Source organism: Nonomuraea angiospora (assembly GCF_014873145.1).
GTDB lineage: Bacteria > Actinomycetota > Actinomycetes > Streptosporangiales > Streptosporangiaceae > Nonomuraea > Nonomuraea angiospora.
Genome location: NZ_JADBEK010000001.1, coordinates 8,184,584 through 8,207,976 on the forward strand (window position 1 = coordinate 8,184,584; position 23,393 = coordinate 8,207,976).

At 70.3% G+C, this 23,393-nt stretch carries 28 protein-coding genes and 1 tRNA gene; 13 read left to right on the forward strand and 16 right to left on the reverse strand.

What is annotated here, in order from left to right; all coding sequences use genetic code 11:
• Nucleotides 1-41 precede the first annotated feature (41 nt).
• The 4 genes from H4W80_RS37465 to H4W80_RS37480 form a co-directional block, all read right to left on the reverse strand.
• Complete coding sequence (locus H4W80_RS37465) at nt 42-653, reverse strand: DJ-1/PfpI family protein (RefSeq protein WP_192789383.1); 612 nt, start codon at nt 651-653, stop codon at nt 42-44.
• Nucleotides 650-1,576 carry a DMT family transporter gene (locus tag H4W80_RS37470; protein ID WP_192789384.1) on the reverse strand — a complete coding sequence of 309 codons (927 nt, stop codon included), beginning with the start codon at nt 1,574-1,576 and terminating at the stop codon, nt 650-652. The genes H4W80_RS37465 and H4W80_RS37470 overlap by 4 nt, the downstream gene beginning before the upstream one ends.
• Complete coding sequence (locus H4W80_RS37475; RefSeq protein ID WP_192789385.1) at nt 1,540-2,052, reverse strand: MarR family winged helix-turn-helix transcriptional regulator; 513 nt, start codon at nt 2,050-2,052, stop codon at nt 1,540-1,542. The genes H4W80_RS37470 and H4W80_RS37475 overlap by 37 nt, the downstream gene beginning before the upstream one ends.
• Nucleotides 2,053-2,130: 78 nt before the next feature.
• Complete coding sequence (locus H4W80_RS37480; protein WP_318787242.1) at nt 2,131-2,388, reverse strand: cupin domain-containing protein; 258 nt, start codon at nt 2,386-2,388, stop codon at nt 2,131-2,133.
• Between the two features lie 134 nt (nt 2,389-2,522).
• Here H4W80_RS37480 and H4W80_RS37485 point away from each other — a divergent pair, with 134 nt between their 5' ends.
• Complete coding sequence (locus H4W80_RS37485) at nt 2,523-3,362, forward strand: MFS transporter (RefSeq protein ID WP_192789386.1); 840 nt, start codon at nt 2,523-2,525, stop codon at nt 3,360-3,362.
• A 68-nt stretch (nt 3,363-3,430) separates the two neighbouring features.
• Here H4W80_RS37485 and H4W80_RS37490 read toward each other — a convergent pair whose 3' ends face one another.
• Entirely contained in the window at nt 3,431-4,060 is a 630-nt protein-coding gene (locus tag H4W80_RS37490) for a TetR/AcrR family transcriptional regulator (RefSeq protein ID WP_192789387.1), read from the reverse strand.
• Nucleotides 4,061-4,171: 111 nt separating this feature from the next.
• Here H4W80_RS37490 and H4W80_RS37495 point away from each other — a divergent pair, with 111 nt between their 5' ends.
• Nucleotides 4,172-5,605: an MDR family MFS transporter gene (locus H4W80_RS37495; protein WP_192789388.1), complete on the forward strand. Its 1,434-nt coding sequence runs from the start codon at nt 4,172-4,174 to the stop codon at nt 5,603-5,605.
• 403 nt (nt 5,606-6,008) lie between these two features.
• Nucleotides 6,009-7,382 (forward strand): MFS transporter, encoded by a 1,374-nt coding sequence (locus H4W80_RS37500; RefSeq protein WP_192789389.1) that lies wholly within the window; start codon nt 6,009-6,011, stop codon nt 7,380-7,382.
• A 295-nt stretch (nt 7,383-7,677) separates the two neighbouring features.
• Here H4W80_RS37500 and H4W80_RS37505 read toward each other — a convergent pair.
• Together H4W80_RS37505 and H4W80_RS37510 are read right to left on the reverse strand one after the other, a co-directional pair.
• Nucleotides 7,678-7,751: transfer RNA gene (locus tag H4W80_RS37505), tRNA-Pro, on the reverse strand.
• Nucleotides 7,752-7,814: 63 nt separating this feature from the next.
• Entirely contained in the window at nt 7,815-8,678 is an 864-nt protein-coding gene (locus tag H4W80_RS37510; RefSeq protein ID WP_192793977.1) for a metallophosphoesterase, read from the reverse strand.
• 96 nt (nt 8,679-8,774) lie between these two features.
• On the opposite strand from H4W80_RS37510, the gene H4W80_RS37515 reads away from it, so the two are divergent.
• Nucleotides 8,775-9,230, forward strand: a complete 456-nt coding sequence (locus H4W80_RS37515; RefSeq protein WP_192789390.1) for a GatB/YqeY domain-containing protein — start codon at nt 8,775-8,777, stop codon at nt 9,228-9,230.
• A gap of 226 nt (nt 9,231-9,456) precedes the next feature.
• Here H4W80_RS37515 and H4W80_RS37520 read toward each other — a convergent pair whose 3' ends face one another.
• Entirely contained in the window at nt 9,457-11,691 is a 2,235-nt protein-coding gene (locus H4W80_RS37520) for a transglycosylase domain-containing protein (RefSeq protein ID WP_318787243.1), read from the reverse strand.
• Between the two features lie 243 nt (nt 11,692-11,934).
• On the opposite strand from H4W80_RS37520, the gene H4W80_RS37525 reads away from it, so the two are divergent.
• On the forward strand, nt 11,935-12,231 hold the full coding sequence (locus H4W80_RS37525) for a WhiB family transcriptional regulator (RefSeq protein WP_090771382.1): 297 nt from the start codon (nt 11,935-11,937) through the stop codon (nt 12,229-12,231).
• A gap of 51 nt (nt 12,232-12,282) precedes the next feature.
• Here H4W80_RS37525 and bagB read toward each other — a convergent pair whose 3' ends face one another.
• Entirely contained in the window at nt 12,283-13,410 is a 1,128-nt protein-coding gene (bagB, locus tag H4W80_RS37530; RefSeq protein ID WP_192789392.1) for an ATPase BagB, read from the reverse strand.
• A complete protein-coding gene (bagA, locus tag H4W80_RS37535; protein WP_192789393.1) occupies nt 13,407-14,411 on the reverse strand; it encodes an ATPase BagA in 1,005 nt (334 codons plus the stop codon). Before bagA ends, bagB begins: the two co-directional genes overlap by 4 nt.
• A gap of 146 nt (nt 14,412-14,557) precedes the next feature.
• On the opposite strand from bagA, the gene H4W80_RS37540 reads away from it, so the two are divergent.
• From H4W80_RS37540 to H4W80_RS37555, 4 genes are read left to right on the forward strand one after another with little or no spacing between them, the layout of a single operon-like run.
• Entirely contained in the window at nt 14,558-14,713 is a 156-nt protein-coding gene (locus H4W80_RS37540) for a Sp36 family protein (RefSeq protein ID WP_091100512.1), read from the forward strand.
• Nucleotides 14,710-15,168, forward strand: a complete 459-nt coding sequence (locus H4W80_RS37545) for a RidA family protein (protein ID WP_192789394.1) — start codon at nt 14,710-14,712, stop codon at nt 15,166-15,168. The genes H4W80_RS37540 and H4W80_RS37545 overlap by 4 nt, the downstream gene beginning before the upstream one ends.
• A 6-nt stretch (nt 15,169-15,174) precedes the next feature.
• Nucleotides 15,175-15,987, forward strand: a complete 813-nt coding sequence (locus H4W80_RS37550; RefSeq protein WP_192789395.1) for an NUDIX hydrolase — start codon at nt 15,175-15,177, stop codon at nt 15,985-15,987.
• Nucleotides 15,984-16,772: an MBL fold metallo-hydrolase gene (locus H4W80_RS37555; protein ID WP_192789396.1), complete on the forward strand. Its 789-nt coding sequence runs from the start codon at nt 15,984-15,986 to the stop codon at nt 16,770-16,772. Before H4W80_RS37550 ends, H4W80_RS37555 begins: the two co-directional genes overlap by 4 nt.
• On the opposite strand, the gene H4W80_RS37560 is transcribed toward H4W80_RS37555, so the two are convergent.
• Nucleotides 16,754-17,434 carry a Crp/Fnr family transcriptional regulator gene (locus H4W80_RS37560; protein ID WP_185069893.1) on the reverse strand — a complete coding sequence of 227 codons (681 nt, stop codon included), beginning with the start codon at nt 17,432-17,434 and terminating at the stop codon, nt 16,754-16,756. The genes H4W80_RS37555 and H4W80_RS37560 overlap by 19 nt on opposite strands.
• A gap of 167 nt (nt 17,435-17,601) precedes the next feature.
• On the reverse strand, nt 17,602-18,042 hold the full coding sequence (locus tag H4W80_RS37565) for a hypothetical protein (protein WP_192789397.1): 441 nt from the start codon (nt 18,040-18,042) through the stop codon (nt 17,602-17,604).
• 84 nt (nt 18,043-18,126) lie between these two features.
• Between H4W80_RS37565 and nth the strand changes: the two genes are divergently transcribed.
• Together nth and H4W80_RS37575 are read left to right on the forward strand one after the other, a co-directional pair.
• Nucleotides 18,127-18,849, forward strand: a complete 723-nt coding sequence (gene nth, locus H4W80_RS37570) for an endonuclease III (RefSeq protein ID WP_192789398.1) — start codon at nt 18,127-18,129, stop codon at nt 18,847-18,849.
• A gap of 40 nt (nt 18,850-18,889) precedes the next feature.
• A complete protein-coding gene (locus H4W80_RS37575; RefSeq protein ID WP_192789399.1) occupies nt 18,890-19,537 on the forward strand; it encodes an NUDIX hydrolase in 648 nt (215 codons plus the stop codon).
• Here H4W80_RS37575 and H4W80_RS37580 read toward each other — a convergent pair.
• Nucleotides 19,534-20,046 carry a HEAT repeat domain-containing protein gene (locus H4W80_RS37580; protein WP_192789400.1) on the reverse strand — a complete coding sequence of 171 codons (513 nt, stop codon included), beginning with the start codon at nt 20,044-20,046 and terminating at the stop codon, nt 19,534-19,536. The two genes, H4W80_RS37575 and H4W80_RS37580, sit on opposite strands and share 4 nt — an antisense overlap.
• An 81-nt stretch (nt 20,047-20,127) precedes the next feature.
• On the opposite strand from H4W80_RS37580, the gene H4W80_RS37585 reads away from it, so the two are divergent.
• Nucleotides 20,128-21,318: a MarP family serine protease gene (locus H4W80_RS37585; RefSeq protein ID WP_192789401.1), complete on the forward strand. Its 1,191-nt coding sequence runs from the start codon at nt 20,128-20,130 to the stop codon at nt 21,316-21,318.
• A gap of 10 nt (nt 21,319-21,328) precedes the next feature.
• Here H4W80_RS37585 and H4W80_RS37590 read toward each other — a convergent pair whose 3' ends face one another.
• The 3 genes from H4W80_RS37590 to H4W80_RS37600 are packed head-to-tail and all read right to left on the reverse strand — an operon-like array spanning nt 21,329 to nt 23,119.
• On the reverse strand, nt 21,329-21,772 hold the full coding sequence (locus tag H4W80_RS37590; RefSeq protein ID WP_192789402.1) for a DUF309 domain-containing protein: 444 nt from the start codon (nt 21,770-21,772) through the stop codon (nt 21,329-21,331).
• Nucleotides 21,769-22,689, reverse strand: coding sequence for an alpha/beta fold hydrolase (locus H4W80_RS37595; RefSeq protein ID WP_192789403.1), 921 nt, complete (start codon nt 22,687-22,689; stop codon nt 21,769-21,771). Before H4W80_RS37595 ends, H4W80_RS37590 begins: the two co-directional genes overlap by 4 nt.
• Nucleotides 22,679-23,119 carry a phage holin family protein gene (locus H4W80_RS37600; RefSeq protein ID WP_192789404.1) on the reverse strand — a complete coding sequence of 147 codons (441 nt, stop codon included), beginning with the start codon at nt 23,117-23,119 and terminating at the stop codon, nt 22,679-22,681. The genes H4W80_RS37595 and H4W80_RS37600 overlap by 11 nt, the downstream gene beginning before the upstream one ends.
• On the opposite strand from H4W80_RS37600, the gene H4W80_RS63005 reads away from it, so the two are divergent.
• A complete protein-coding gene (locus H4W80_RS63005) occupies nt 23,118-23,249 on the forward strand; it encodes a hypothetical protein (protein ID WP_264086021.1) in 132 nt (43 codons plus the stop codon). The genes H4W80_RS37600 and H4W80_RS63005 overlap by 2 nt on opposite strands.
• Nucleotides 23,250-23,393: the final 144 nt, after the last annotated feature.

Consider the following 23,393-nt stretch of genomic DNA (forward strand, 5'->3'; position numbering starts at 1 on the left):
GACGGCGGCCGTGTCCCGACGCCCGGTCGGCGCGCCGCGATCTAGCCGCAGCCAGGTTCGTCGGCGAGGTACGGCGGGGCGGGCTCGTACTGGATCGCGTTCCGGACAGCGCGGGCATGGTCGCGGCCGTGGATGCGCCCCACGAGCCACAACGCCATGTCGATCCCCGCGGACACGCCCTGGCTGGACACCAGGTTGCCGTCCACCACGTACCGGGCGTCACGTACCACCGTGAGGTCCCCAAGTCGCTCCAACTCGTCCTCGAGGGCTCGTTCCGTGGCCACCCGCCGGCCGCGCGACACCCCTGCGGCGCGCATGAGGAACGCGCCGGTGCACACGCTCGTGACCCACTCGACCTTCGCGGCCGTGGTCTTGATCCAGTCCGTGATCGCGGGGTTCCGCATTCCCGCCTCGATCCGCGAATGGGCGCCGCCCGGGACCAGGAGCACGTCCAGCGGTGGGTGGTCGGCCAGGGTGTGGTCGGGCATCACCCGCATGCCGTTGGCGCAGCGAATGAGGCCGGGCCCCTCCGCGATGAGCACGACCGTGTCGACGCGGCCCCGGCGCCGGGAGGACCCGTGGAACACCTCCCAAGGGCCGACGAAGTCGAGCTCCTGAACCCCGTCGAAGACGTAGATCCCGTAGGTGGTCATCGGACTTCCTCTCTCTTGAGCACAAGGTCGCTCGCCGGGGCGGTCCGCGCGTCGGCGACCAGGCTGCCGACCACGAGCGCGCCCCCGGCGAGGTCCAGCCACGTCACCTGCTCTCCCAGCACGAGCACCGCGCCCAGCACCCCGAACACCGGGATCAGCGTGAGGTAGCCGGCCGCGCGCGCCACCGGCATCCTCCTGAGGGCGGTGAGGTACAGCCAGAACGGCAACGCGTAGTTGAGGATGCCGGCCGCGCCGGCCAGCAGCAGCTGGGTCGGCGTCACCGAGAGCCGCAGCGGGCCGGCCAGCACGAACTGGCAGACGATCACGAACCCCAGGGCCCACACCTGCTGCGTGAGCGCCGCAGGAAGCGGTGCGATGGCGGTGACCTGTCTGGAGGCCACCACCACGTAGAACGCGGCCGCGACGACGCTCGCGACGACAAGGCCGTCGCCCGCCCACGACCCGGCGCCTCCGCCCGCTGAGAACGACACCAGCGCCGAGCCCGCCGTCGCGCCGGCGATGACGACGACGAGCCGCCAGTGCGGTCGCTCCCGCAGCAGGGCCCAGGCGATGAGCGGCACCATCACCGGCTCGAGGCTCCCCAGCACGCTCGCGTTGGCGGCGCTGGTGAGCGCGAGCCCGGCAAGTCCTAACTGGTAGGCGATCCCGGGCTCGAGCAGGCCGACCCAACCGGGCCGCCACGCACCCCTGAGCGAGGCGCCGGTGACCGCGCACGCGGCGGCGAGCGCGCCGACGGAGGCGATCAGCTGGACCACCAGCACCGAGCCGGGCGCCGCCCCGGTGACGTCGAGTGTGGCCTTCGTGAGGACCAGCCCGGCCGCCCATGTCGCGGCGCTCGCCACCATCAGGAGCGGCCCGCCGGCCTTCATGTGCTCGGGGCGATCGCGAGGGTGACGGGGCACCGGTCCTGCGGGCAGCGGTGCTCATCGCACAGCCGGCAGATCCGTTCTGCCGACTCCTCGTCACCGGTGATCGCGGTGAGGAGCGCCGAGACGATCCGCTCGACGTCCGCGCGCTCATCGGGCGCCAGCTGCGCGATCGTCCGCTCCAGCCGGCCGAGGCGGGCGTCGGTCTGCCGCTGCCACACCTCCGTACCCGCCGCCGTGAGGTGCAGGGAGACCGTACGGCCGTCCACGCCGGCGCGGCGCTCCACGAGCCCGGCGGCGGCGAGGCGGTCGATGGTGCGCACGGTGCCGGGGTGCGTGATGCCGAGAGCGACCCGCACCGCCCGGATGCTGCATCCGGGCGCCACGCCGACCGCGTTGAGCGCCGCCGCGTCGGTGGGCGCGAGGCCGGACGACGCCGTCAGCTCGGCGGTCTGCGCATCGGCGAGAGCGATGCCGAGGGCCCCCAGGAGGTTGGCAGTTCGAGAACACATGACTCGTTCATATAACTCATTCACATATCCGTCAACGCCTGGCCGCCGCGTGCTTGCCGCCCTCTGCCCTACGGGCGGTCATAGCCCTACGCCTGGCTGCAACACGCTGAGAGTGAACCGGGCCGGGCCGCCGGGCGCTGACACGTTCGCGTACGTGTGCGGTTGGTCGCCGCTGAAGCTCACCGCGTCTCCGGGGGCCAGGTCCAGCTCTTGGTCCCCGGCGTGGAGGCGGATCTCTCCGCTGATCATGAGGAGGTGTTCGATGGTGCCCGCGGTGTGCGCTTCGCTGCTGTGCGACTCACCGGGGAACATCGTCCAGTCCCACAGTTCCAGCACGTTGGGCGGCTCGGCCCCATCTGGACAATGGCACGCCGGCTCAGACCGCTGCGGCTTGCCATCTCGTCCAGCGTCCAACGGCGGGCCTGGCGGGCGGCGCGCACGTTGGACGCGATCACATCGGTTATGCCGACGTGCTCAAGGGCGAGAGGTACGTCCTGGGCCTGTCCATCCGGCAGATCAGCAGTCAATCTGCCCAGATCGCCGGCTTCCTCGGCGGCGGCCTGCTGGCTCAAGGGCTCACGTCGGCCACGGGACTGGTCATCGACGCGCTGACGTTCATGATGTCGGCTCTCCTGGTGCGGTTCGGGCTGCGGCGCCGGCGCGCGGCGGCAGGCGAGCGGGTACGGCGCAGGATGACGACCGGCGGGTTCGGGTTGGCCGCCGTATGGCGGGATCCACGGCTGCGGTCGCTGACGGCGCTGAGCTGGCTGGCCGGCTTCTACATCGTGCCGGAGGGCCTGGCTGCTCCCTACGCGGACGCGTTGAACGTCAGCTCGGCGGTGGCAGTGGGCGTGATCATGGCGGCGGACCCGATCGGCTGCGTGATCGGCGCCTTCGTCTTCGGCCGGTACGTCCCCGAGACGATGAGGAGCAGGACGCTGGGCGCGCTGGCACTGCTGACGGGCGTGCCGTTGATGTTGTGCGTGCTCAGCCCCGGCCTGGCCGTGTCCGCGGTCTTGTTCGGACTGTCGGGTGCTCTGTCGATCTGCTGCCAGATGCAGGTGGGCGCCTTGTTCGTGCGGATTCTCCCGGACGGTTCGCGCGCTCAGGGGATGGGCGTGCTGTCCTCCGGGCTCATCACCGTACAGGGGCTGGGGGTTTTGGCGGGCGGGGTGGTGGCCACGTGGGCGGGGCCCGCGATGACGGTCGCACTCGCCGGTCTGGCCGGGGTGGTGTTCGGCGCCTATCCGGCCTGGCGGTGGGCGGCCCCATGCGGACCAAGGACCAGTAAGCAGAGCACTCTCGGGTGAGCGCGAACCCGAGGCATGGGCCTGGCGCACCGGCGGCCGCGTGGCCGTCCGGCCGCTGGTGCGCGGGTTCAACGGCGGGCGTAGCCGCCCAGGGCGGGTTCGAGCAGGCCGAAGGCGTGGTCGGCGGTCTCGGCGAGGATGGTGTAGATCTCCTCGGAGCTCACGCCGTCGAGGACCAGGCGCTGGCCTTCGAAGAACAGCAGCCGGTCCACGGCGGCGAGCTGGGCGGCGGCGAGTTTGGGCGTGATGCCCGCGTCGCCGGTCTCGTCCGCCAGCACGGCCGCCAGCGCGTGCTCGGCCTGCTCGTGGATCTGCCGGAGGCGGGCGCGAAGCGCCGGAGTATCGCGCACCAGGCGCTGCCAGTCCATGTCGTCGTCGGGGATGAGCGGGTCGCGGCGGCGCACGCGTTCGAGATAGTCGCGGCGCATGGCGGCCAGGGCGGACTCGCCCGGGGCGCGCTGCCCGACCGCCCGGGCGAGCGCGCTGACGTGTTCCTCGTGCATGTCGAGGACGAGGTCCTCCTTGAGCGGGAAGTGGTTGGTGACCGTCATCTTGGCCACGCCCGCGGCACTCGCGACCTCGGCGATCGTCACCTTGTCGAAGCCGCGCTCCTTGAACAGCTGGGTCGCGACGTCAGAGATCATCTGACGCGTCCGGCGTTTCTTGACCTCGCGCAACCCCTCGGCTCGCACGCTCATGACCTCATGCTACCCACGGTCGCAAGGACGGACCCAAAATTATGTTTGACCTAATAAAGTGTCCGACCTATATTTAGGTCCGACCTAACTAATCACGGCGAGAGGGTGACAATGGCCGCGGACACGCACCCGTCGACGCGCGAAAAGCTCGACCCCCGGCTGACCCGCATAGGGCTCGTCCTGATCGCCGCTCCCATCCTGGCCACCGTGGACGCGACGGCCGTCGGGGTCGCGACGCAAGCCATGACCGCCCACTTCCACGCCTCGCTGGCCGACGTCCAGTGGGTGGCGACCGGATACCTGCTGGCGATCGCCATGGTGATGCCGCTGTCGGGCTGGCTGAGCGAGCGCTACGGCGCCAAGCGGATGTGGATCAGCGCTGTGGCGTTGTTCACGGTGGGCTCGGCCCTGTGCGGCCTCGCCTGGTCGCTTCCCGCACTCATCGGCTTCCGGCTGCTCCAGGCGCTGGGCGGCGGTCTGATGAACCCCATCTCGCAGGCGATCGTGGCACGAGCAGCCGGGCCGTCCCAGGCAGGCCGAGTCCTCGGGCTGCTGTCGATCCCGGCGATGTTCGCACCGGTCCTCGGGCCGGTCCTCGGCGGGCTGGTCGTGCAGAGCCTGGACTGGCGTTGGATCTTCTACGTCAACCTGCCCATCTGCCTGACCGTACTCCCGCTCGCCGCACGCCTGCTGCCCGCCGACGGCGCCGAACGGGACGCCGTCCGTCCGCTCGACGTGCTCGGCCTGCTCCTGCTGTGTCCCGGTGCGGCTGCCGTGATCTACGGCTTGTCCCTGGCGGGCGAAGGCGGCGGACCGGGAGCGCCCATCGTCACCGCCGTCCTCGGCGCCGGGCTGCTCCTGATCGGCGGCTACGTCCTCCACGCGCTGCGGGCCGGCGACGCGGCGATGATCGACGTGCGGCTGTTCGCCCGCCGCGGCTTCGCTGCCGCGACTGCGACCTCGTTCCTGCTCGGCGCCGCACTCTACAGCTCCATGGTCCTGCTGCCGCTCTTCTACCAGCAGGTTCATCACACGGACGCGTTCCGCACCGGGCTGCTCCTCATCCCACAGGCGATCGGCGCCGCCATCGGCGCGTTCGCCGCGGGACGGCTCGCCCAGCGCCACGGAGCGCGCACCGTCGTGCTCACCGGCCTCCTGCTCATGGCCGTGGGAACGGTCGTCTTCACCCAGGCGAGCGCCGGGCCGGCCGCGTGGTCACTCACCGTCTCCTTGGTGGTCCAGGGGCTGGGGCTCGGCAGCGTGATGGGTCCGACGATGGGAGCCGCCTACGCGTCGGTCGACCAACGGGAGACACCGCGCGCCGCGAGCGCCTTGAACGTCCTCAACCGGATCGGCGGATCAGTGGGTACCGCGATCTTCCTGATCGTGCTGGAGAACCGGCTCGCCGGCGCCCAGGCCGGTCCCGCGCCGGCGTTCGGCGTCACGTTCGGCTGGGCCCTGGCCCTGGTGCTGCTCGCCCTCGTCCCCGCGGCCATGTTTCCCCGAGGAGATCGTCGCAATCCTGAGCCGGCGACAGCGACATAGTGCTCGGGAACGCCCCGCTTGCGGTGACCAGCGGGGCGAGCTGGTCGTCCAACTCGGCGATCTCCTCGCTCAGGTGCCGATGACGGCGGGCCAGGCCGCGCAGCGCCGTCCTGGTCGAGGCCGTGACCGCATCCGCCCCGTGGTCAGGCCGCAACCGCAGACAGGCCGCCACGATAGTGCCCTCCACTCGCCCGTCCCTGGCTTTGGGCACCAGCGCACGCCATGCATGCGCGCACCATGGCGGGCGTACGCCAGCTCTACGGCGGCGTGGCGCACTTGCCGAGCTCGAATTCATAGATTGACATATACCCCACCCTGGTATACAAAACTCCCGACGCCATACCCCTAAGGGGTATCTGTTCGGCGCTTGATGGTGACTGCGGTTGCCCGGGAGGAGACGGACATGGGATTGTTCGCGATTCGCGACTACCGGCGGCTGTTCAGCGCTCAAGTCATCGCGTTGTTCGGTACCGGTCTGGCCACCGTCGCGCTGGGGCTGCTCGCGTACGAGCTCGCAGGTCCGCGTGCCGGTGCGGTTCTCGCCACCGCGCTGACGATCAAGATGGTCGCGTACGTGGTCGTCGCACCGCTCGCGGCCGCGTACGTCGATCGGCTGCCCAGACGCTGGTTTCTCACGATCCTCGACGTGGTGCGCGCTCTGGTGGTGATCGCGCTGCCGTTCGTCACCGAGGTGTGGCACATCTACGTCCTGATCGGGGCTCTCCAGACCGCGTCAGCGGCATTCACCCCGACGTTTCAGGCGGTCATCCCCGACATCGTGACCAAGGAGGCCGACTACACCCGCGCCCTGTCCGCATCGCAGGTGGCCTACACCATGGAGAGCCTGTTGAGCCCCGTGCTCGCGGCTGTGGCGCTCACCTTCATGTCGTTCAACCTGCTGTTCATCGGCACCTCCGTCGGGTTCGCCGTGTCCGCGCTGCTGGTCCTGTCCACGCGCATCCCCAACGCGCGCCCCAGTTCGCGTACGAGCGCCTGGGACCGGGCCGTGGCGGGGATCCGCACTTTCGCGGCCACCCCGAGTCTGCGCGGTGTCATGGCACTGAACCTCGTGGTCGCCGCCGTCGGCTCCATCGTGGTCGTCAACACCGTGAACTACGTCCGCGACGTTCTCGGCGGAGCCCAATCCGACGTCGCCTGGGTGCTCGCCGCGTCCGGAACGGGGACGCTGCTGGTGGCCCTCGTCCTCCCGCGCGTCCTGGACCGGGTGGCGGACCGGTTCGTGATGCTGATCGGTGCCGCCGTGCTGGTATCGGCGGTCGGCGCGGCGGTCACCATGTCCGCGGCGAGCGTCGCCGCATCACTGCCGACCGTGGTGATCTGGGTGGCGATCGGCGGTGGGATGGCGCTGATCGTCACGCCGACCGGGCGGGTGCTTCGCCGGGCGGTCGATCCCGCCGGAATTCCCGAGGTCTTCGCCGCCCAGTTCTCGCTGTCCCACCTGGCCTGGTTGGTCACCTATCCCATCGCCGGCTGGGTCGCCACGCAGGCAGGCTTCACGATCACCTGGACCGTGCTGGCGGGCCTGGCGGTAATCGGAGCTGTCACGGCACTGGTGGTCTGGCCGCGCGAGGAGAAGGCCGGGGTCGGAGGGCGTGCGGCAGTGGCGGTCCGGCCACGCATCAGGAAGGCCGAGGCCGGAGCCCGCACCGCGGCGGCGGTTGCCTCCGCCAGGACCGAAGTCACCACGCGTGAAGCCGCAGAGGCTGCGGAGGGCACGCTCGCGGCAGGCCAGTGCGCCTGCGTTCGCACCGTCTGAGTTCGCCGACCGACACCGTGTAGACAACGACGCATGAGCAGGTCCACTACCGGAATGGGAGCTTCATCCGCCCCCATGAGCGTCGGGTCAGCGAGTCCGCTGTGGCAGCAGGGGGCGGCGGCCTGCTGTTGCTCGTCCTCCTGAGTGGAGTCGGCTGATCATGGTTCCAGGAGAACTCGTTCGAACCCGCCGGTGACCCCTGGCGCCGTTCGGACGGACGGCCAAATGACGGTCAAACGGTCAAGGGCCTGACCACTGTCTCCAGTGATCAGGCCCTTGACCTGTAACTACCGTGTCGGGGTGGCGGGATTTGAACCCACGACCTCTTCGTCCCGAACGAAGCGCGCTGCCAAGCTGCGCTACACCCCGGCGCACGCCGTCTTGCGCGTGCTTGGAAAAGTCTAGCGGACTCCCAAGGTACTTGTGACCGTGTCAACGGCGAGGAACGAGGGTAAGCAGTGACGCCTCCGGGAAGCAGGCGAAGCGGGCGGGGGCGTAAGGGGAGGTGCCGAGGCCGGCCGAGACGTGGAGCCAGGCGTCGTCGTGGCGGCTCAGGCCCTTGACGCGGGCCCGGTCGATGCCGCAGTTGGTCACCAGGGCGCCGTAGAACGGGATGCAGAGCTGGCCGCCGTGGGTGTGGCCGGCCAGCAGGAACTGGTAGCCGTCCGCGGCGAAGCGGGTCATGTTGCGGGGCTCGGGAGAGTGCATGACGCCCAGCCGGAGGTCGGCGTCGGCGGGGGCCGGGCCGGCGACGAGGTCGTAGCGGTCGCGGTTGATGTGGGAGTCGTGGATGCCCGCCACCGCCACGTCGAGGTCGCCCACCTTGATGCGGGCCGTGGTGTTGTTCATGTCGAGCCAGCCCTCGGCCGCCATGCCGGCCCCCAGCTCCTCCCAGGGCAGGGAGGGCACGTGCTGGCGGCGGTCGTTCTTGGAGGTGCGCCAGAGGTAGCGGACCGGGTTTTTGGGCTTGGGCGCGTACAGGTCGTTGGAGCCGTAGACGAACAGGCCCGGACGCGACAGCAGGGGCTCCAGGGCGTGCAGGAGCGAGGGGACGGCGTCCGGGTGCGCGATCGAGTCGCCGGTGTTGACCACCAGGTCCGGCTTCAGCGGGCCCAGGGAGCGGACCCAGTTGATCAGCATCGTGCGGCGCGGCGTCAGATGCAGGTCGGACAGGTGGAGAATGCGTACGGGACGCTGACCGCGCTCCAGCACCGGCACGTCGAAGCGGCGCAGCCGGAACCAGTTGCGCTCCACGACAGAGGCGTAACCCAGCCCGGCCAGGCCGAGACCGAGCATGGACAAGGGCACTGCGACGGCTTTCCTCACCTTCTCATGATGCCCGACATCGGGCGCGCGGCGTCCGGAGTCCGCGCAGACGGCAAGATGGAGCGCATGAGCGCATTGAAGGACAAGCTGAAGGCCGATCTGACGGCCTCGCTTAAGAGCCGGGACGAGGTACGTCTCCGGACGATTCGGATGGCACTGGCCGCGGTGAACGTCGAGGAGGTCGCCGGCAAGGAGGCTCGGGAGCTGACCGACGACGAGGTCATCAAGGTGCTGACCAAGGAGGCCAAGAAGCGCAAGGAGGCCGCCGAGGCGTTCGGTAACGCGGGGCGGGCCGAGCAGGCGCAGGCCGAGCTGGACGAGCAGGCGGTGCTGGAGGAGTACCTGCCGGCGCAGCTCAGCGACGAGGAGCTGGGCGCCCTCGTCGACGCCGCCATCGCGGAGACGGGCGCCGCCGGGCCGCAGGCCATGGGGCAGGTCATGAAGGCGGTCAACCCGAAGGTCGCCGGGCGGGCCGAGGGCGGCCGCGTGGCCGCCGCCGTCCGCGCCCGACTGGCGGGGTAGAGCCTCCCGGGTGTTGTTCCGTCGCCCGCTGGCCGGCTGTCTCATCACCCCTTGCGCTAGGACGCCCCCAGAAGGGCCTGGAGGCGTCTCAGCGGGCCGGAAACGGGTCCCCGCCGCCCAGGGGTAGCGGCGGGGGCCGGAGCGAGCCTCAGGCCGTCAGGCGGCGGCGCGGCCGGAGTGGGGGGCCGGGCCGTCAGAGGGCGGGAACCCGAAGCGGGCCTTGGGGTCAGCGGCCGCGGCCGTTGCCACGGCCGTTGCCCGGCCCGTCCCCACGGTCCCCGTTCTGCGGGTTGAAGATGTCGAACGGGTCGCCGTCCCCGTCGGTGGGCGGCCCTTCCTCGTCCTTGTCCTTCTTCTCGGGCTTCTTCGGCGCGCAGTTCTCCGTGCACCCGCCGAACCGCGACTGGTCCACCGGCTTGAACTCCGCCGCCTCGACCCCCTTCAGCGCGGTCAGCATCGCGTCTTTCCAGATCCGCCCGGAAATGGAGGCCCCGTACACGTACGAGTAGTAGCGACCCCCGATGGTGACCCCGATCAGCTCGTTGCCCTTGGTGCCGCGCGGGTCGCCCAGGCTGACGGCCGACGACATGTTGGGGGTGTAACCGGCGAACCAGGCCGAGGCGTAGTTGTCGGTCGTGCCCGTCTTGCCGGCCGCGTCGCGCCCGATGCCGCCCACCTCCTGCATCGTGCCCTTGGTGAACACGCCGGACAGGATGCCGCTGACCGCGTCGGCGACCTCCTCCTCCAGGACCTGGGAGCACTTCGGCTTGTACTGCTTCGCCTTGCCGTTCCTGTCCTTGATCTCCGTGATCGCCAGCGGCTTGCAGTATTGCCCGCGCGAGGCGAAGACGGCGTACGAGCTGGCGATCGTCACGGGGTCGACCTCGTTGACCCCCAGCGTGAACGTCTCCACCTCCGACAGCTTCTGCCCGTCGGCCCGCTTGACCCCGAGCTTCTTGGCCATCTTGACCACGCTGCAGAGCCCGACCTTCTCCTCCAGCTTGAGGAAGAACGTGTTGACCGAGCCCCAGGTGCCGGTCTGCAGCGTCTTGAAGCCGCCGCCGCCCTCGCTGGAGTTGTGCACGGTGTGGGACGGGTCGCCGACGTTGTTGCCCTTGCAGTCCTTGAACGTGCTGTAGCCGCTCGCCTGGTAGCCCGCGGGCGACGGGAAGCCGTCGCCGTACTTCAGGCCCTCCTCCAGCGCCGCGGCCAGCGTGTAGACCTTGGCCGTCGAGCCCTGCTGGAACCCGCGACCGCCGCCGTGCGCCGCGTCGGCCACGACGTTGTAGCTCATCTCGTTCTTCTTCTTGCTCCCGCCGAACTTCCGCGAGGCGGCCATGGCCTTGATCTCGCCGGTGCCGGGAACGACCATGGCCTGCGAGGCCACGGGCTTGTCCTTCCTGGAGACGTACTTCTTGATCGCCTTGTCGGCGGCGGCCTGCATCTTCGGGTCGATCGTGGTCTTGATCGTCAGGCCGCCCCGCTGGAGCAGCTTCTTGCGCTCGTCCTGGTTCTTGCCGAAGTCCTCGTTGTTGAGGATCTCGTACTGGACGTAGAGGCAGAAGTACGGAAATTTGCTGGCCTCGCAGCCGCCGGGCGCCTTGATGTTCTTCCAGCCCAGCTTCTTCGCCTTGGCCTCGGCGGCCTCCTGCTGCGAGATCTTGCCGATCTCGGCCATCCGGTCGAGCACGATGTTGCGCCGCTGCAGCAGCCGGGCCCGCGACTCGGGGCCGACGCTCGGGTCGGTGCGGGCGGGATTCTGGACGGCGCCGGCCAGGGTGGCGCTCTCGGCGAGGTTGAGCTCGGAGGCGGGCTTGTCGAAGAAGCGCCGGGCCGCGGCCTGGATGCCGTGGGCGCCCGCGCCGAAGTAGGCGATGTTCAGATATTTCTCGAGAATCTGGTTCTTCGAGTACTTCTTCTCGATCGCCATCGCGTTACGCAGCTCGGACAGCTTGCGGGAGAGCGTCGGGGCGATGGCCGCCGCCTGCTCCTCGGGCGTCTCGGCCTTGTTGACCAGCACCTGCTTGACGTACTGCTGGGTGATCGACGAGCCGCCCTGCATCACGCCGCCGCCCGACAAATTCTTCACGAGCGCTCTGGCCGTTCCTTCAACATCGATCGGCCCGTGCTGGTAAAAACGGAAGTCCTCGATCGCGATCAGCGCGGTCTGCATGATCGGGGCGACCTGGTCAAGGCGGACAGACTGCCGGTTCTCAAAGTAGAACTGGGCGAACTGCTTGCCGTTGGCGTCCTTGAGGACGGTGCGTTCGGGAAGAGGGGGTTCGTCGAGCTCTTCGGGCTTGAGATTGAGGCTTTCCACAGCGCTCTTCGTGGAGATCCCCGCCCCTCCCACCGCAGGCAGGGCCACGGCCGCGGCGAGCACCCCGGCGACCGATCCGGCGATGATCAGACGCAGGATGCTGAGGACGGGGTTGGAACGATCTTTGCGCTGCGCTTGCACGCTACCAAGAGTACGTGGAAAGACTGACCGAATCGGTAGCACGACACCATTTCGCCTTGACTGACGGGGGTGACTAGTCATTCCCGGTCAAGATGGCCGCGAGAAATTGGTCCTCTGGGGTCTGTCGGCCCGAACGTGAAGTTGCGTACGTTCTCCTCTGCGGCAACTGAATACGGAGGCTCGGCGCCCGCGCCCGTCGGCCCCAAATGACGACTGACCACCTAAGGGGAGTGGGGTCGAACAATGTGGATCACGGATTGGACCTCCCGTGCCGCCTGTAAGGGTGCGGATCCGGATGCCCTGTTCGTGCAGGGCGCCGCGCAGAACAGAGCCAAGCTCATCTGCCGGGGCTGCCCGGTCCGTACTGAATGCCTCGCCGATGCGCTGGACAACCGCATCGAGTTCGGGGTGTGGGGCGGTATGACCGAACGCGAACGGCGTGCGCTGCTTCGACGGCGGCCTGACGTGGACTCGTGGCGAGACCTGCTCGAGTCGGCCAAGGAAGAGTACGAACGAACCAACGAGCTGATCGCGGGCTGAACCAAGCCCGGCGAGCCGTAGTACGGCCGGCGCCGTCCGCCGGCCGTACTTTCATGCGCTCGCCAGCAAGTCCCCGATCTGCCGCAGACCAGTGAGATCGTGGACGTCCTCGGACATGGCGCGAACCTGCACCACGGGCACCGTGGGGTGGGCCGAGACGAAATGCTCCTGCTCGCGGTGCTCGCGAGCGGTGAGCTGCATTCGCCCGGCGTGCAGCCGCAGCACGGCGGCGGTCAGCTCATGCTCACCCCGCGCCTCCAGGTCCTCCGCGGCCGCGGCGCTACGGGCGGCCGAGAGGACCGAGGCGGGTGACATGTGCACGCGGTTGACCACCAGGCCGGCCAGTGGCATGCGCTCTTCGGCGAGCCTTTCGACGAAGTAGGACGCCTCCCGCATGGCGTCCCGCTCGGGCGCGGCCACCACGAGGAAGGCCGTCCCGGGGGCCTGCAGCAGCTGGTACGTCATCTCGGCCCGCTGCCTGAAGCCGCCGAAGACGGCGTCGAGCGCGGACACGAACGTCTGCAGATCCTTGATCACCTGCGCGCCCAGCAGTTTGGTCATCGCTCCGGCCATCAACCCGAACCCGGCGTTGAGCAGCCGGAAGGCGCTGCGTCCTCCGGCCTTGGCCGGTGCCGTCAGCAGCCGGATGAACCGTCCGTCGAGGAAGCGCCCGAGCCGCTCGGGCGCGTCGAGGAAGTCGAGCGCGGACCTCGACGGCGGCGTGTCCACGATGATCAGGTCCCACTCGTCCGACCGGCGCAGCTGGCCAAGCTTCTCCATGGCCATGTACTCCTGCGTGCCGGAGAAGCTGGAGGAGAGGGACTGGTAGAAGGGGTTCGACAGGATCTGTCCGGCACGCACCGGATCGGCGTGCGCCTCGATGATCTCGTCGAACGTGCGCTTCATGTCGAGCATCATGGCGTAGAGCTGGCCGCCGCCCTCGGGCGAGCTGACCAGGCGCGGGGTGTTGTCGAGCTCGGTCAGCCCCATCGACTGGGCCAGCCGGCGCGCGGGGTCCACGGTGAGGACGACGGCGCACCTGCCGCGTTCGGCGGCCCGCAGCCCGAGCGCCGCGGCGGTCGTGGTCTTGCCCACCCCGCCGGCTCCGCAGCAGACGATGATCCTGGTGCCGGAGTCGTCGAGTATCGCGTCGATGTCGAGTGCGGCGGGCTTCTTCACGCTGCTCCTTGGGTGCGCATGCTCTCTGCCAGCTCGTACAGGCCGGCCAGGTCGACGCCGTCGGCCAGCAGCGGCAGCTCGTAGCTCTTCAGCCCGGCCTCGCCCAGCGACTCGCGCTCGGCGCGCTCCAGCTCGGTGCGGCGGGCGTGCTCGGAGATCTCCTCGGCGAGCGCCTCGGCGATCCTCGTCGCCTCCGCCCCGTCGGCCACCCCGGCGGCCTTGAGTCCGAGCACGAGCTCCCCGGGATCGAAACGGCCTTTGACAGCCGTGTCAAGAGCGGCCTGTGGGATCAGTGATTCACGCACCATATTGACGAAAATTCCGCCCGCGGGAAGCCCGGCCGAACGCAATTCGGAGATGCCGTCGAGCGTCTCCTGCACGGGCATCTCCTCCAGCAGCGTCACGAAGTGCACCGCCGTCTCCGGCGATTTCACGACCCCGTTGACCAGCTCGGAGTGGTTCTTGATCGGCCCGACCTTGGCCAGGCCCGCCACCTCCTGGGTGACGTTCAGGAAGCGCGTGATGCGGCCCGTGGGGGGCGCGTCGAGCACGACCGCGTCGTAGATCCTGCGGCCGTTCTTGCCCCGCCTGCGCACCGCCTCGGTCGTCTTGCCCGTGACGAGCACGTCGCGGAAGCCGGGGGCCACGGTGGTGGCGAAGTCGACGACGCCCATCTTGGTCAGCGCCCGGCCCGCTCGCCGCATCCCGTAGAACATCTCCATGTACTCGAGCATGGCCTCCTCGGGATCGACGGCCAGCGCGTACACGTCGCCGCCGGAGGGCGCCACGGCGATCTTGCGCTCCTCGTAGGGCAGCGGCGGCAGGTCGAAGATCTGCGCGATGCCCTGCCTGCCCTCGACCTCGACGAGGAGCACCTTGCGACCGCCCGCGGCCAGCGCGAGCGCGAGCGCGGCGGCCACGGTCGTCTTGCCGGTGCCGCCCTTGCCGGTGACCACGTGCAGCCGCACGCCGGCCCAATCCGTGTCCGGAGAGTCCACCATTCGAGGCTACCGAAGGGTCATTTGCCGGAAGCCGACGACCACCCTTTGAGATTGCTCACACCTCGGCCGGGAACTTGCCGGCGACCACCGTCTGAGCAGGCACAAGGCAGGCCGGCGGGCGGGTTTCTTGTGAGAAGCTGACCTTCATGAAGAAATGGGAGTACCTCACCGCCCCGGTGCTGATCCACAACACCAAGATGATCCTGGACAACTTCGGCTCCGACGGCTGGGAGCTGGTCCAGATCGTTCAGGGTGCCACGCCCGAGCAGCTCGTCGCCTACTTCAAGAGGGAGAAGCAGTGACCCCCGAGCAGAAGATCGCCGAGCTCGGCCTGACGCTGCCCGAGGTGGCGGCGCCGGCGGGCGCCTACGTGCCGGCCGTGCGCACGGGCAACCTCGTCTACACCTCCGGCCAGGTGCCGTTCGTCGACGGCAAGCTGCAGCGGACCGGCAAGCTCGGGGCCGACCTGACCACCGAGGAGGGCGCGGAGCAGGCCCGCATCTGCGCGCTCAACGCGCTTGCCGCCCTGAAGGCCGAGGTGGGCGACCTGCAGAAGGTCGTGCGGATCGTGAAGGTCGTGGTGTTCGTGGCCAGCGAACCGTCCTTCACCGAGCAGCCCAAGGTCGGCAACGGCGCCAGCGAGCTGCTCGCCGAGGTGCTGGGCGAGCCGGGCAGGCATGCCCGCAGCGCCGTGGGCGTGGCCGTCCTCCCGCTGGACGCACCTGTGGAAGTGGAGCTGATCGCCGAAGTAGCCTGAGGCACTATGACCGATGTGACCGGATTGCTGCTTCCAGCCGAGCTAGCCGCGCGGGCGCGGGACCTCCTCGCGGGGCGGGTCGAGCCGGTCCCGGCCCGCGACGCCGCCACGGTCGTGATTCTGCGGGAAGGACCGGAAGCGTACCTGCTGCGGCGCAAGGCCACGATGGCCTTCGCGGCGGGCGCGTACGTCTTCCCCGGCGGCTCGGTGGACGTCCGCGACACCGACCAGGCCGTCGCCTGGGCCGGCCCGTCACCGGCCGAGTGGGGCACGGTCTTCAACGCGAGCGAGCAGGTCGCGCGCGGGCTGGTGTGCGCGGCCGTACGCGAGACGTTCGAGGAGTCCGGCGTGCTGCTGGCCGGTCCAGGGCCCGATTCCGTGGTCGCCGACACGACGGGCGACGACTGGGAGTCCGACCGGCTGGCGCTGATCGACAGGAGCCTGGGCTTCGCCGACTTCCTCGCCAGGCGCGGCCTGGTGCTCCGGTCCGACCTGCTCAAACCGTGGGCCCACTGGATCACCCCGGAGATCGAGCACAGGCGCTTCGACACGCGGTTCTTCGTCGCCGTGCTCCCCGAGGGCCAGCGCACCCGGGACGTCGGCGGTGAGGCCGACCAGGTGGCCTGGAAGCGCCCCGCGGAGGCGATCGAGCTGGCGCACCGGGGGGAGATCTTCCTGATGCCGCCGACGTACCACACGCTGAGCGAGCTGGCGGCCCACGACGGCGTGGCGGGGATCCTGGCCGAGCGCAGGGAGATCGTGCCGATCATGCCGAAGGCCGTGGAGATCCAGGGCGAGATGCGGCTGGTGACCCGGTGAGCGGCCTGCACATCCCGATCGGGACGCCCGACGGCTCCCGTACCGAGCACGCCGAGAACCTGCTCGCGCCCAACCCGTCCGCCATGACGCTCGACGGCACCAACACCTGGGTCATCGGCGGGGACGACGTGGTGGTGGTGGATCCGGGGCCGGAGGACGAGGCGCATCTGCGCCGCGTACGCGATCACCTCGGGGAGCGGCGCGTCACCGAGATCCTGCTGACCCACGGGCACTTCGACCACAGCGGCGGCGCCAGGCGCTTCGCCGAGATGGTGCGCGCCCCCGTCCGGGCGCTCGACCCGCGGCACCGGCTGGGCGAGGAGGGGCTCGCCGACGGCGACGTGGTGACCGTGGCGGGGCTGGAGATCCACGTGTACGGCACGCCGGGCCACTCGTTCGACTCGCTCTGCTTCTGGCTGCCGCAGGACCGCGCGATGCTGACCGGCGACACCGTGCTCGGCAGGGGCACCACGATCATCGCCCGCGACGGCGGCCTGGCCGACTATCTCCGCAGCCTCGACCGGCTCAGGGCGGCCGCGGAGGGCCTGGAGGCGCGGGCGCTGCTGCCCGGCCACGGCCCCGTGCTGCCCGACCCGATCGCCGCGCTGGACGGCTACATCGCCCACCGGCGCCGGCGCCTCGACCAGATCAGGGCGGCGCGCGCCCAGGGCGCGAGCACGCCGCGCGAGATCGTCAAGATCGTGTACGCCGACGTCGACCGCTCCCTCTGGGCCGCCGCCGAGATGTCGGTCGTGGCCCAGCTCGACTACCTGGACCGGTTGTAGAGCCGGTCCATGTCGAGGATGACCACGGCCTTGGCCTCGATCCGCAGCCAGCCGCGCTGGGCGAAGTCGGCCAGCGCCTTGTTGACCGTCTCGCGCGAGGCGCCGACGAGCTGGGCCAGCTCCTCCTGCGTCAGGTCGTGGTGCACCCGCAGGCCGTCGTCCGTCTTGGTGCCGAACCGCTCGGCCAGGTCGAGCAGCTGCTTGGCCACGCGCCCGGGCACGTCGGTGAAGACCAGGTCGGCCAGCACGTCGTTGGTGCGGCGCAGCCGCTGGGCGAGCGCGCGCAGCAGGTGGAGCGCCACCTCGGGGCGGCCGGTCAGCCAGGGGCGCAGGTCGTCGTGGCCGAGCCCGGCCAGCCGCACGTCGGTCAGCGCCGTCGCAGAGGCCGTACGCGGCCGCGGGTCGAACAGCGACAGCTCGCCGAACATCTCGCTCGGCCCGAGCACGCTCAGCAGGTTTTCCCGTCCGTCGGGCGAGGTGCGGGACAGCTTGATCTTGCCTTCCAGCACGACGTAGAGCCGGTCGCCGGTCTCGTTCTCGTGGAAGAGCGTCTGTCCCTTGGAGAGCTGGACCTCCGTGATGCTCGTACGCAGCGCCGCGGCGCTCTCGCGGTCCAGCGCGGCGAACAGGGGGGCCTTGCCCAGCACATCTTCGGTGTTCACTCTGCCTCCTCTGCTGCCATTGTGACTCACCCCACTCTGCGTGGCACACACAGGTTATGGGAATGCTGGAGTGTTCTGCGCTTGTCGGATGAGTCGTATCCAGGGGAAAGGTACCTGATGCCCTGATTTCAGGGGCTATCGACCCTCCCCTGTGCCGCAGAAGAGTCTCAGGAGGCGAGAAGGCCGTCCACGGAGGCCACCGCGGCCGCCACCGACTGGCCGAGCAGCACGCGGAGCACGTCGGCCGCGCGCGGGCGGGCCGTGGGGTCGGCCTGGCGGCACTGCCGTACCGCCAGGTGCAGCGCGGGAGGCAGGACGGCGGGGTCGCCGTCCGTGCGGCCCGTGGCCGCGAAGACCACCAGGTCGGCCCAGGCCAGCACGTCGTCGGCCGCCGAGCCCGGCGTGACGCCGGGCTGCCAGCCGATCAGCACCTGGCCGTGGGCGCCGAGCGCGACGCTCTTGTGGCTGAGCCGGAGCCCCACGTTGCCGCGGGCGTGCAGCTTGGCCACCGCGGAGGCGCAGGCCAGGGCCAGGCGATGCAGCGCCTGCCCCCGCAAAGGCCCCGATGTACGCACGAAGTCCGACAGCACCGCACCCTGACCGCTCATGGCCACCGCCTCCCGTGTCGCCCCCTTGTACGCGAGAAGGCGGTCCTGGGTTCAACGGTTCGCGGAAGCTTCTAGTCTTGCGGCATGGCCACGAACGCGGCGGGGCGCAAGCCGGAGACCCGGCTCGCATTGGTACGGCGGGCCCGCAAGATCAACCGCATCCTCGCGGACACCTATCCAGAGGCCCACTGCGAGCTCGACTTCGGCAACCCGTTAGAACTCCTGGTCGCGACCATCCTCTCCGCCCAGTGCACGGACAAGCGGGTCAACATGGTCACCCCCGTCCTGTTCGCGAAATATCCGACAGTGGAGGACTACGCCGCCGCCGACCGGTCCGAGATGGAAGAGATCATCCGCTCGACCGGCTTCTTCCGCGCGAAGACCAACAGCATCATCGGCATGGCACAGGCGGTCTGCGAGAAGTACGGCGGCGAGGTGCCCGGCAAGCTGAAGGACCTGGTCACCCTGCCCGGCGTGGGCCGCAAGACCGCCAACGTGGTGCTGGGCAACGCGTTCGACGTGCCGGGCCTCACCGTCGACACCCACTTCCAGCGGCTGGTACGGCGTTTCGGCTGGACGGAGGAGACCGACCCCGTCAAGATCGAGCACGTCGTGGGGGAGCTGCTGCCCAAACGCGAGTGGACGATCTTCTCCCATCGGGTGATCTGGCACGGCCGCCGCATCTGCCACGCGCGCCGGCCCGCGTGCGGCGTGTGCCCGCTGGCCGCGCTCTGCCCGTCGTACGGCACCGGCCCCACGGCGGCGGCCGAGGCCGAGAAGCTCGTCAGGTCCGGCCCCTTCTCGTGATCGCGGGAAGTCCCCGGAGGCCCGGCGTGTTGGAGGATGCGTGACCCAAGTGCCCGACTGGCTCGACCGACTGGCGGCGCAGGCTCAGCGCTTCGACGTACCGGGATGGTGGACGCCTCCCAACGGGAGCGGCCGGGCCGCGGCGGTGCTGATGCTGTTCGGCGAGGGGCCGCTCGGCCCCGACGTCCTGCTCATCCAGCGCAGCACGCGCGGGCGCAGGCACCCGGGCCAGCCCGCCTTCCCCGGCGGCGGCGTCGACCCCGACGACGGCGGGCCCGTCGCGGCGGCGCTGCGCGAGGCCGAGGAGGAGACCGGGGTCGATCCCGCGGGCGTCCACGTGCTGTGCACGATGCCCGAGCTGTACCTCGGCCACAGCGACAACCGGGTCACGCCCGTGATCGCCTGGTGGCGCGAGCCGTCGGCCGTGCACGCGGCCTCGCCGCACGAGGTGGAGTCCGTGGAGCGGGTGCCGATCGCCGAGCTGGTCGATCCCGCCAACCGGGTCACGCTGCGGCATCCGCGCGGGACGGCGGGGCCGGCGTTCCGGGTGCGGGGGATGCTGGTGTGGGGGTTCACCGCGATGGTGCTCGACACCGTGCTGCGCGCGGGCGGGCTGGAGCGCCCGTGGGACTCCGCGCAGGTGGAGGACCTCCCGCAGGAAGTGATCGACCTGGCGTCGAGGGGTTAGCGGGCCGAGCGCAGGGCCACGCCCAGGGAGGCCCAGCCGGCCACGTCCTTGTCGCTGTCGGCCGCCAGCGCGCGCAGCGTCTCCAGGCCGGCCCGGTCGGGGGGATCGCCGAGCACGTGCTGCAGCGCGTACGCCGCGCCGTAGCGCACCCTCGCGTCCTCGTGGCCCGCCAGCTCGATCACGGACGGCAGCGACCGCGGGTCGGCCAGGTGCCCGAACGCGATCAGCACCGAGTAGAGCACCATGGCGTCGTCCTCGCTGGCCGCCAGGTAGCGCAGCACCGGCAGAGTGCGGTCCACGAACGGCCGCAGCATCCCCATGATGTCCACGCCGAGCAGCCGCTCGGCCACGGTGTCCGCGGCGCACAGCCGGCGCGCCTCGATGAAGGACTCCAGATCACCGCGCTGACGCAGCACGGAGATCACGTGCCAGCGCAGGGGGCCGTCGGGGTCGGTGTCGCACAGAGCTGCCTCGATGAGATCGCGCACTGTTCCCTCGGCCGACGGCATACCGCTCAAGGTAGCCACGCGGTGACGCCGTCCTGGCGGAAGACGTGCACACTTGACCGTATCCCTGGTTAGCTTTGAAGCGTGCGCGGTGATCTGCTTGACCTCATCTTGATCGGCCTCGTGATCGCCTTCGGCGTCTCGGGTTACCGGCAGGGCTTCATCATCGGGGCGATGAGCTTCGTGGGGTTCGTCGGCGGGGCCGTGCTGGGCGTCTTCATCGCGCCACCGATCTCCAAGGCCCTGGTCAGCGGCGACACCCCGCAGGCGCTGCTGGCCATCGTGATCGTCTTCCTGGCCGCCACCATCGGCCAGTTCGCGTCCTCGACGCTCGGCGCCGTCGTGCGCAGCCACGTCACGTGGGAGCCCGCCAAGGTCGCAGACGCGGTCGGCGGCACGTTCTCCAGCGCGCTGTCCGTGCTGGTGATCGCCTGGCTGATCGGCTCGTTGATCGTCTCCACGGCCTTCAGCCCCCTCGTCGACCAGGTGAAGAACTCCGCGCTGCTGACCACCGTCGACGACGTGATCCCGCAGGCCGCGCGCAACTGGCAGCAGCCGTTCAAGAAGTTCGTCGACCGGTCGGAGTTCCCGCCGGTCTTCGACGCCATCGGCGGGGGCACGATCATCGACGTGCCGCCGCCCGACCAGAGCGTGCTGCAGGGCTCCAAGCTGAGCCGGGCCCGGCGGGCCATCGTCAAGGTCCAGGGCAACGCGGAGAGCTGCAACAAGCACATCGAGGGCACCGGCTTCGTCTACGCCCCCGGCCGGATCATGACCAACGCCCACGTGGTCGCCGGCGTGACCCGTGACCTGCAGGTCATCGACTCCACCAACACGCCCCACGCGGCCACCGTCGTGCGCTACAACCCGCGCCGCGACATCGCCATCCTCTACGTGCCCGGCCTCGACCTGCCGCAGCTCTCCTTCGACGGCGACGGCTCGCGCGGCGACAGCGCCATCATCGCCGGGTTCCCCAAGAGCAAGGGGTTCACCGCGGAGCCGGCCAGGATCGGCGGCCAGCTCGAGGCCGAGGCGCCCGACATCTACCGCGACGCCACGGTCAGGCGCAAGGTCTACGCGATCCGCGGGAAGGTGCTGCCCGGAAACTCGGGCGGCCCGCTGCTCACGGTGGACGGCCGGGTCTACGGCGTGATCTTCGCCGCCGCGATCAACGAAGAGGAGACCGGCTACGTCCTGACGGCCGAGGAGGTCGCCCCCGACGCGGCCCAGGGCCGCGACGACACGACCCCGGCCAGCACCCAGAAGTGCGACTGACGCCCGGCCCTCAGCCGGGCAGCTTGTCCAGGATCGAGGCGATGGCCTCGTCGGGGTCGCTGTCCTGCCCGAAGCCCGAGGCCGCCTTGCCGACCGCGTCGTACGCGCCGCCGTACCCCTGGACCCTGGCCGCGCCGCGGCCGAAGAGGGTCAGCGCCCCGCGCCCGTTGCCGCGCTGCAGGTGCGTCAGCCCGACGCAGATCTGAGCGAGGCCCTGCCACAGCTCGCGCTCGTCCTCCGGCGCGCATTTCCAGCGGCCCTCGAACACCTCGTGCGCGTTGAACGGCAGGCCCTCGCCGAGGAAGCCGCGGGCGTCGGCCAGGGCCTGCTCGGTGGTGGGGGCGTAGTCGTCGGGGACCCGGGGCACGCCGGGTTCGCCGTAGGGGAGCGGCCTGCCGTACGCGTCGCGCGGCCTGGCGTTACGCGGCCTGCCCTCGGGATCGCGGTCTCTCATCGTTCGGGCTCCGGATCGGCCAGCCAGCCGAGCAACTCGGTGTCGAACACGTCGGGGATCTCCTCATGGGGGAAGTGGCCGGCTCCTTCGAGCAGCCGCCACCGGTACGGGGCCGCCACGTAGCGGCCCGAGCCGTGCGCCGTACGCGGCAGGGCGCGCGGGTCGAGCGCCCCGTGCAGGTGGAGCGTGGGGGCCTCGACCGCGGTGCGCATGGCCCTGGCGTAGCGGCGGCCGTCCGGGCGCAGCTGGGAGCGGCCGAACCAGCGGTGATACTCCAGCGCGCAGTGTGCCACGGCGGGGATGCGGAACGCCTCACGGTATGTGCGCGCGGTCTCGGCATCGGGCCAGCCGGGCCGCGACCAGTCGTCGAGCAACCGGCCCACCAGGGCCCCTTCGCGGCGCCTGAGCCGGTGCTCGGGCAGCAGCGGCAGCTGGTGGCCCAGCGCCTGCCGGCTGGCCCTGAGCTGGCCGAACGGGTCGGTCAGCAGCGCCTTGCGCAGGCGCAGCGGATGCGGCGCGGACACGGCGACCAGCCGGTGCACGCACTTGGGATCGAGCACGGCCATGGTCCAGGCCAGCAGCCCGCCCCAGTCGTGCCCCACCACGATCGCCCCGGTCTCGCCCAGCGCCCTGATCAGGCCGGTCGCGTCGGCGGCCAGCGTGGGCAGGTCGTAGCCGCGCGGCGGCTTGTCGCTGCCGCCGTAGCCGCGCAGATCGGCCGCGACCGCCCGGTAGCCCGCCTTCGGCAGCGAGACGAGCTGGTTGCGCCACGTCCACCAGAACTGCGGGAACCCGTGCAGCAGCAGCACCAGCGGCCCTTCGCCCGCCTCGACGACGTGGAAGCGGGTGCCGCCCGCGTGGACCGCGCGGTGCGTCCAGGGCCCCTCGATCTCGACGACCGACTCGTCAGGTGCCATCACGTGTCACCGGCTCACGATCGGGACGAACCGCGGGCAGCGTCTCGTCCTCGGGCGTGGCGATCTCCTTGAGCCCCTTGATCGACCTGGCGGTGCGCTTCATCCCGGCCAGCCCCTTGAGCCGCCTGACTCCGATGAACACCAGCAGACCCGCCACCACCAGGTAGAACACGGTCACGATGAGGAAGGCGAGCCAATTGGGCAGCCACTGCGCCAGCACGAACGCGATCGTGAATGAGGCGAGGATCAGGCACAGGTGCGCCATGAAGGCGGCGGCGGCGAACAGGCCGCCGGCCGTGCCGACCCGCTTGGCGTCGAACCTGAACTCGGCCTTGGCCAGCTCGATCTCCGAGCGGACCAGGTCCGAGATCTGACTGCTCGCCTGGGCGACCAGCGAGCCCAGGGATTCTTCCTCGGGAGTCTGCGGCATGAACGTCTCCTATCGAGGCCTGGCGGCCGTGTCAAACATCATCCAGCGCGATGCGACGCTCGCGTACCGTGTGAAGCGGCACCGCCGCCAGGAGCTCTTCCGACAGTTTCGCCAGGCCGAGCCGCGCTGACAGCCAGGCGCCCCGAACACGCCGAAACTTGTCGAGCGCGAGTCCCGCTATCCCAGAACTACCCGATCGAACAAGATAGCGCCCGCATCGGGTGCGCCGGGCTTCGCCCCAGGCTCTCAGGAGCCAGGCGCATGTCCCCATATT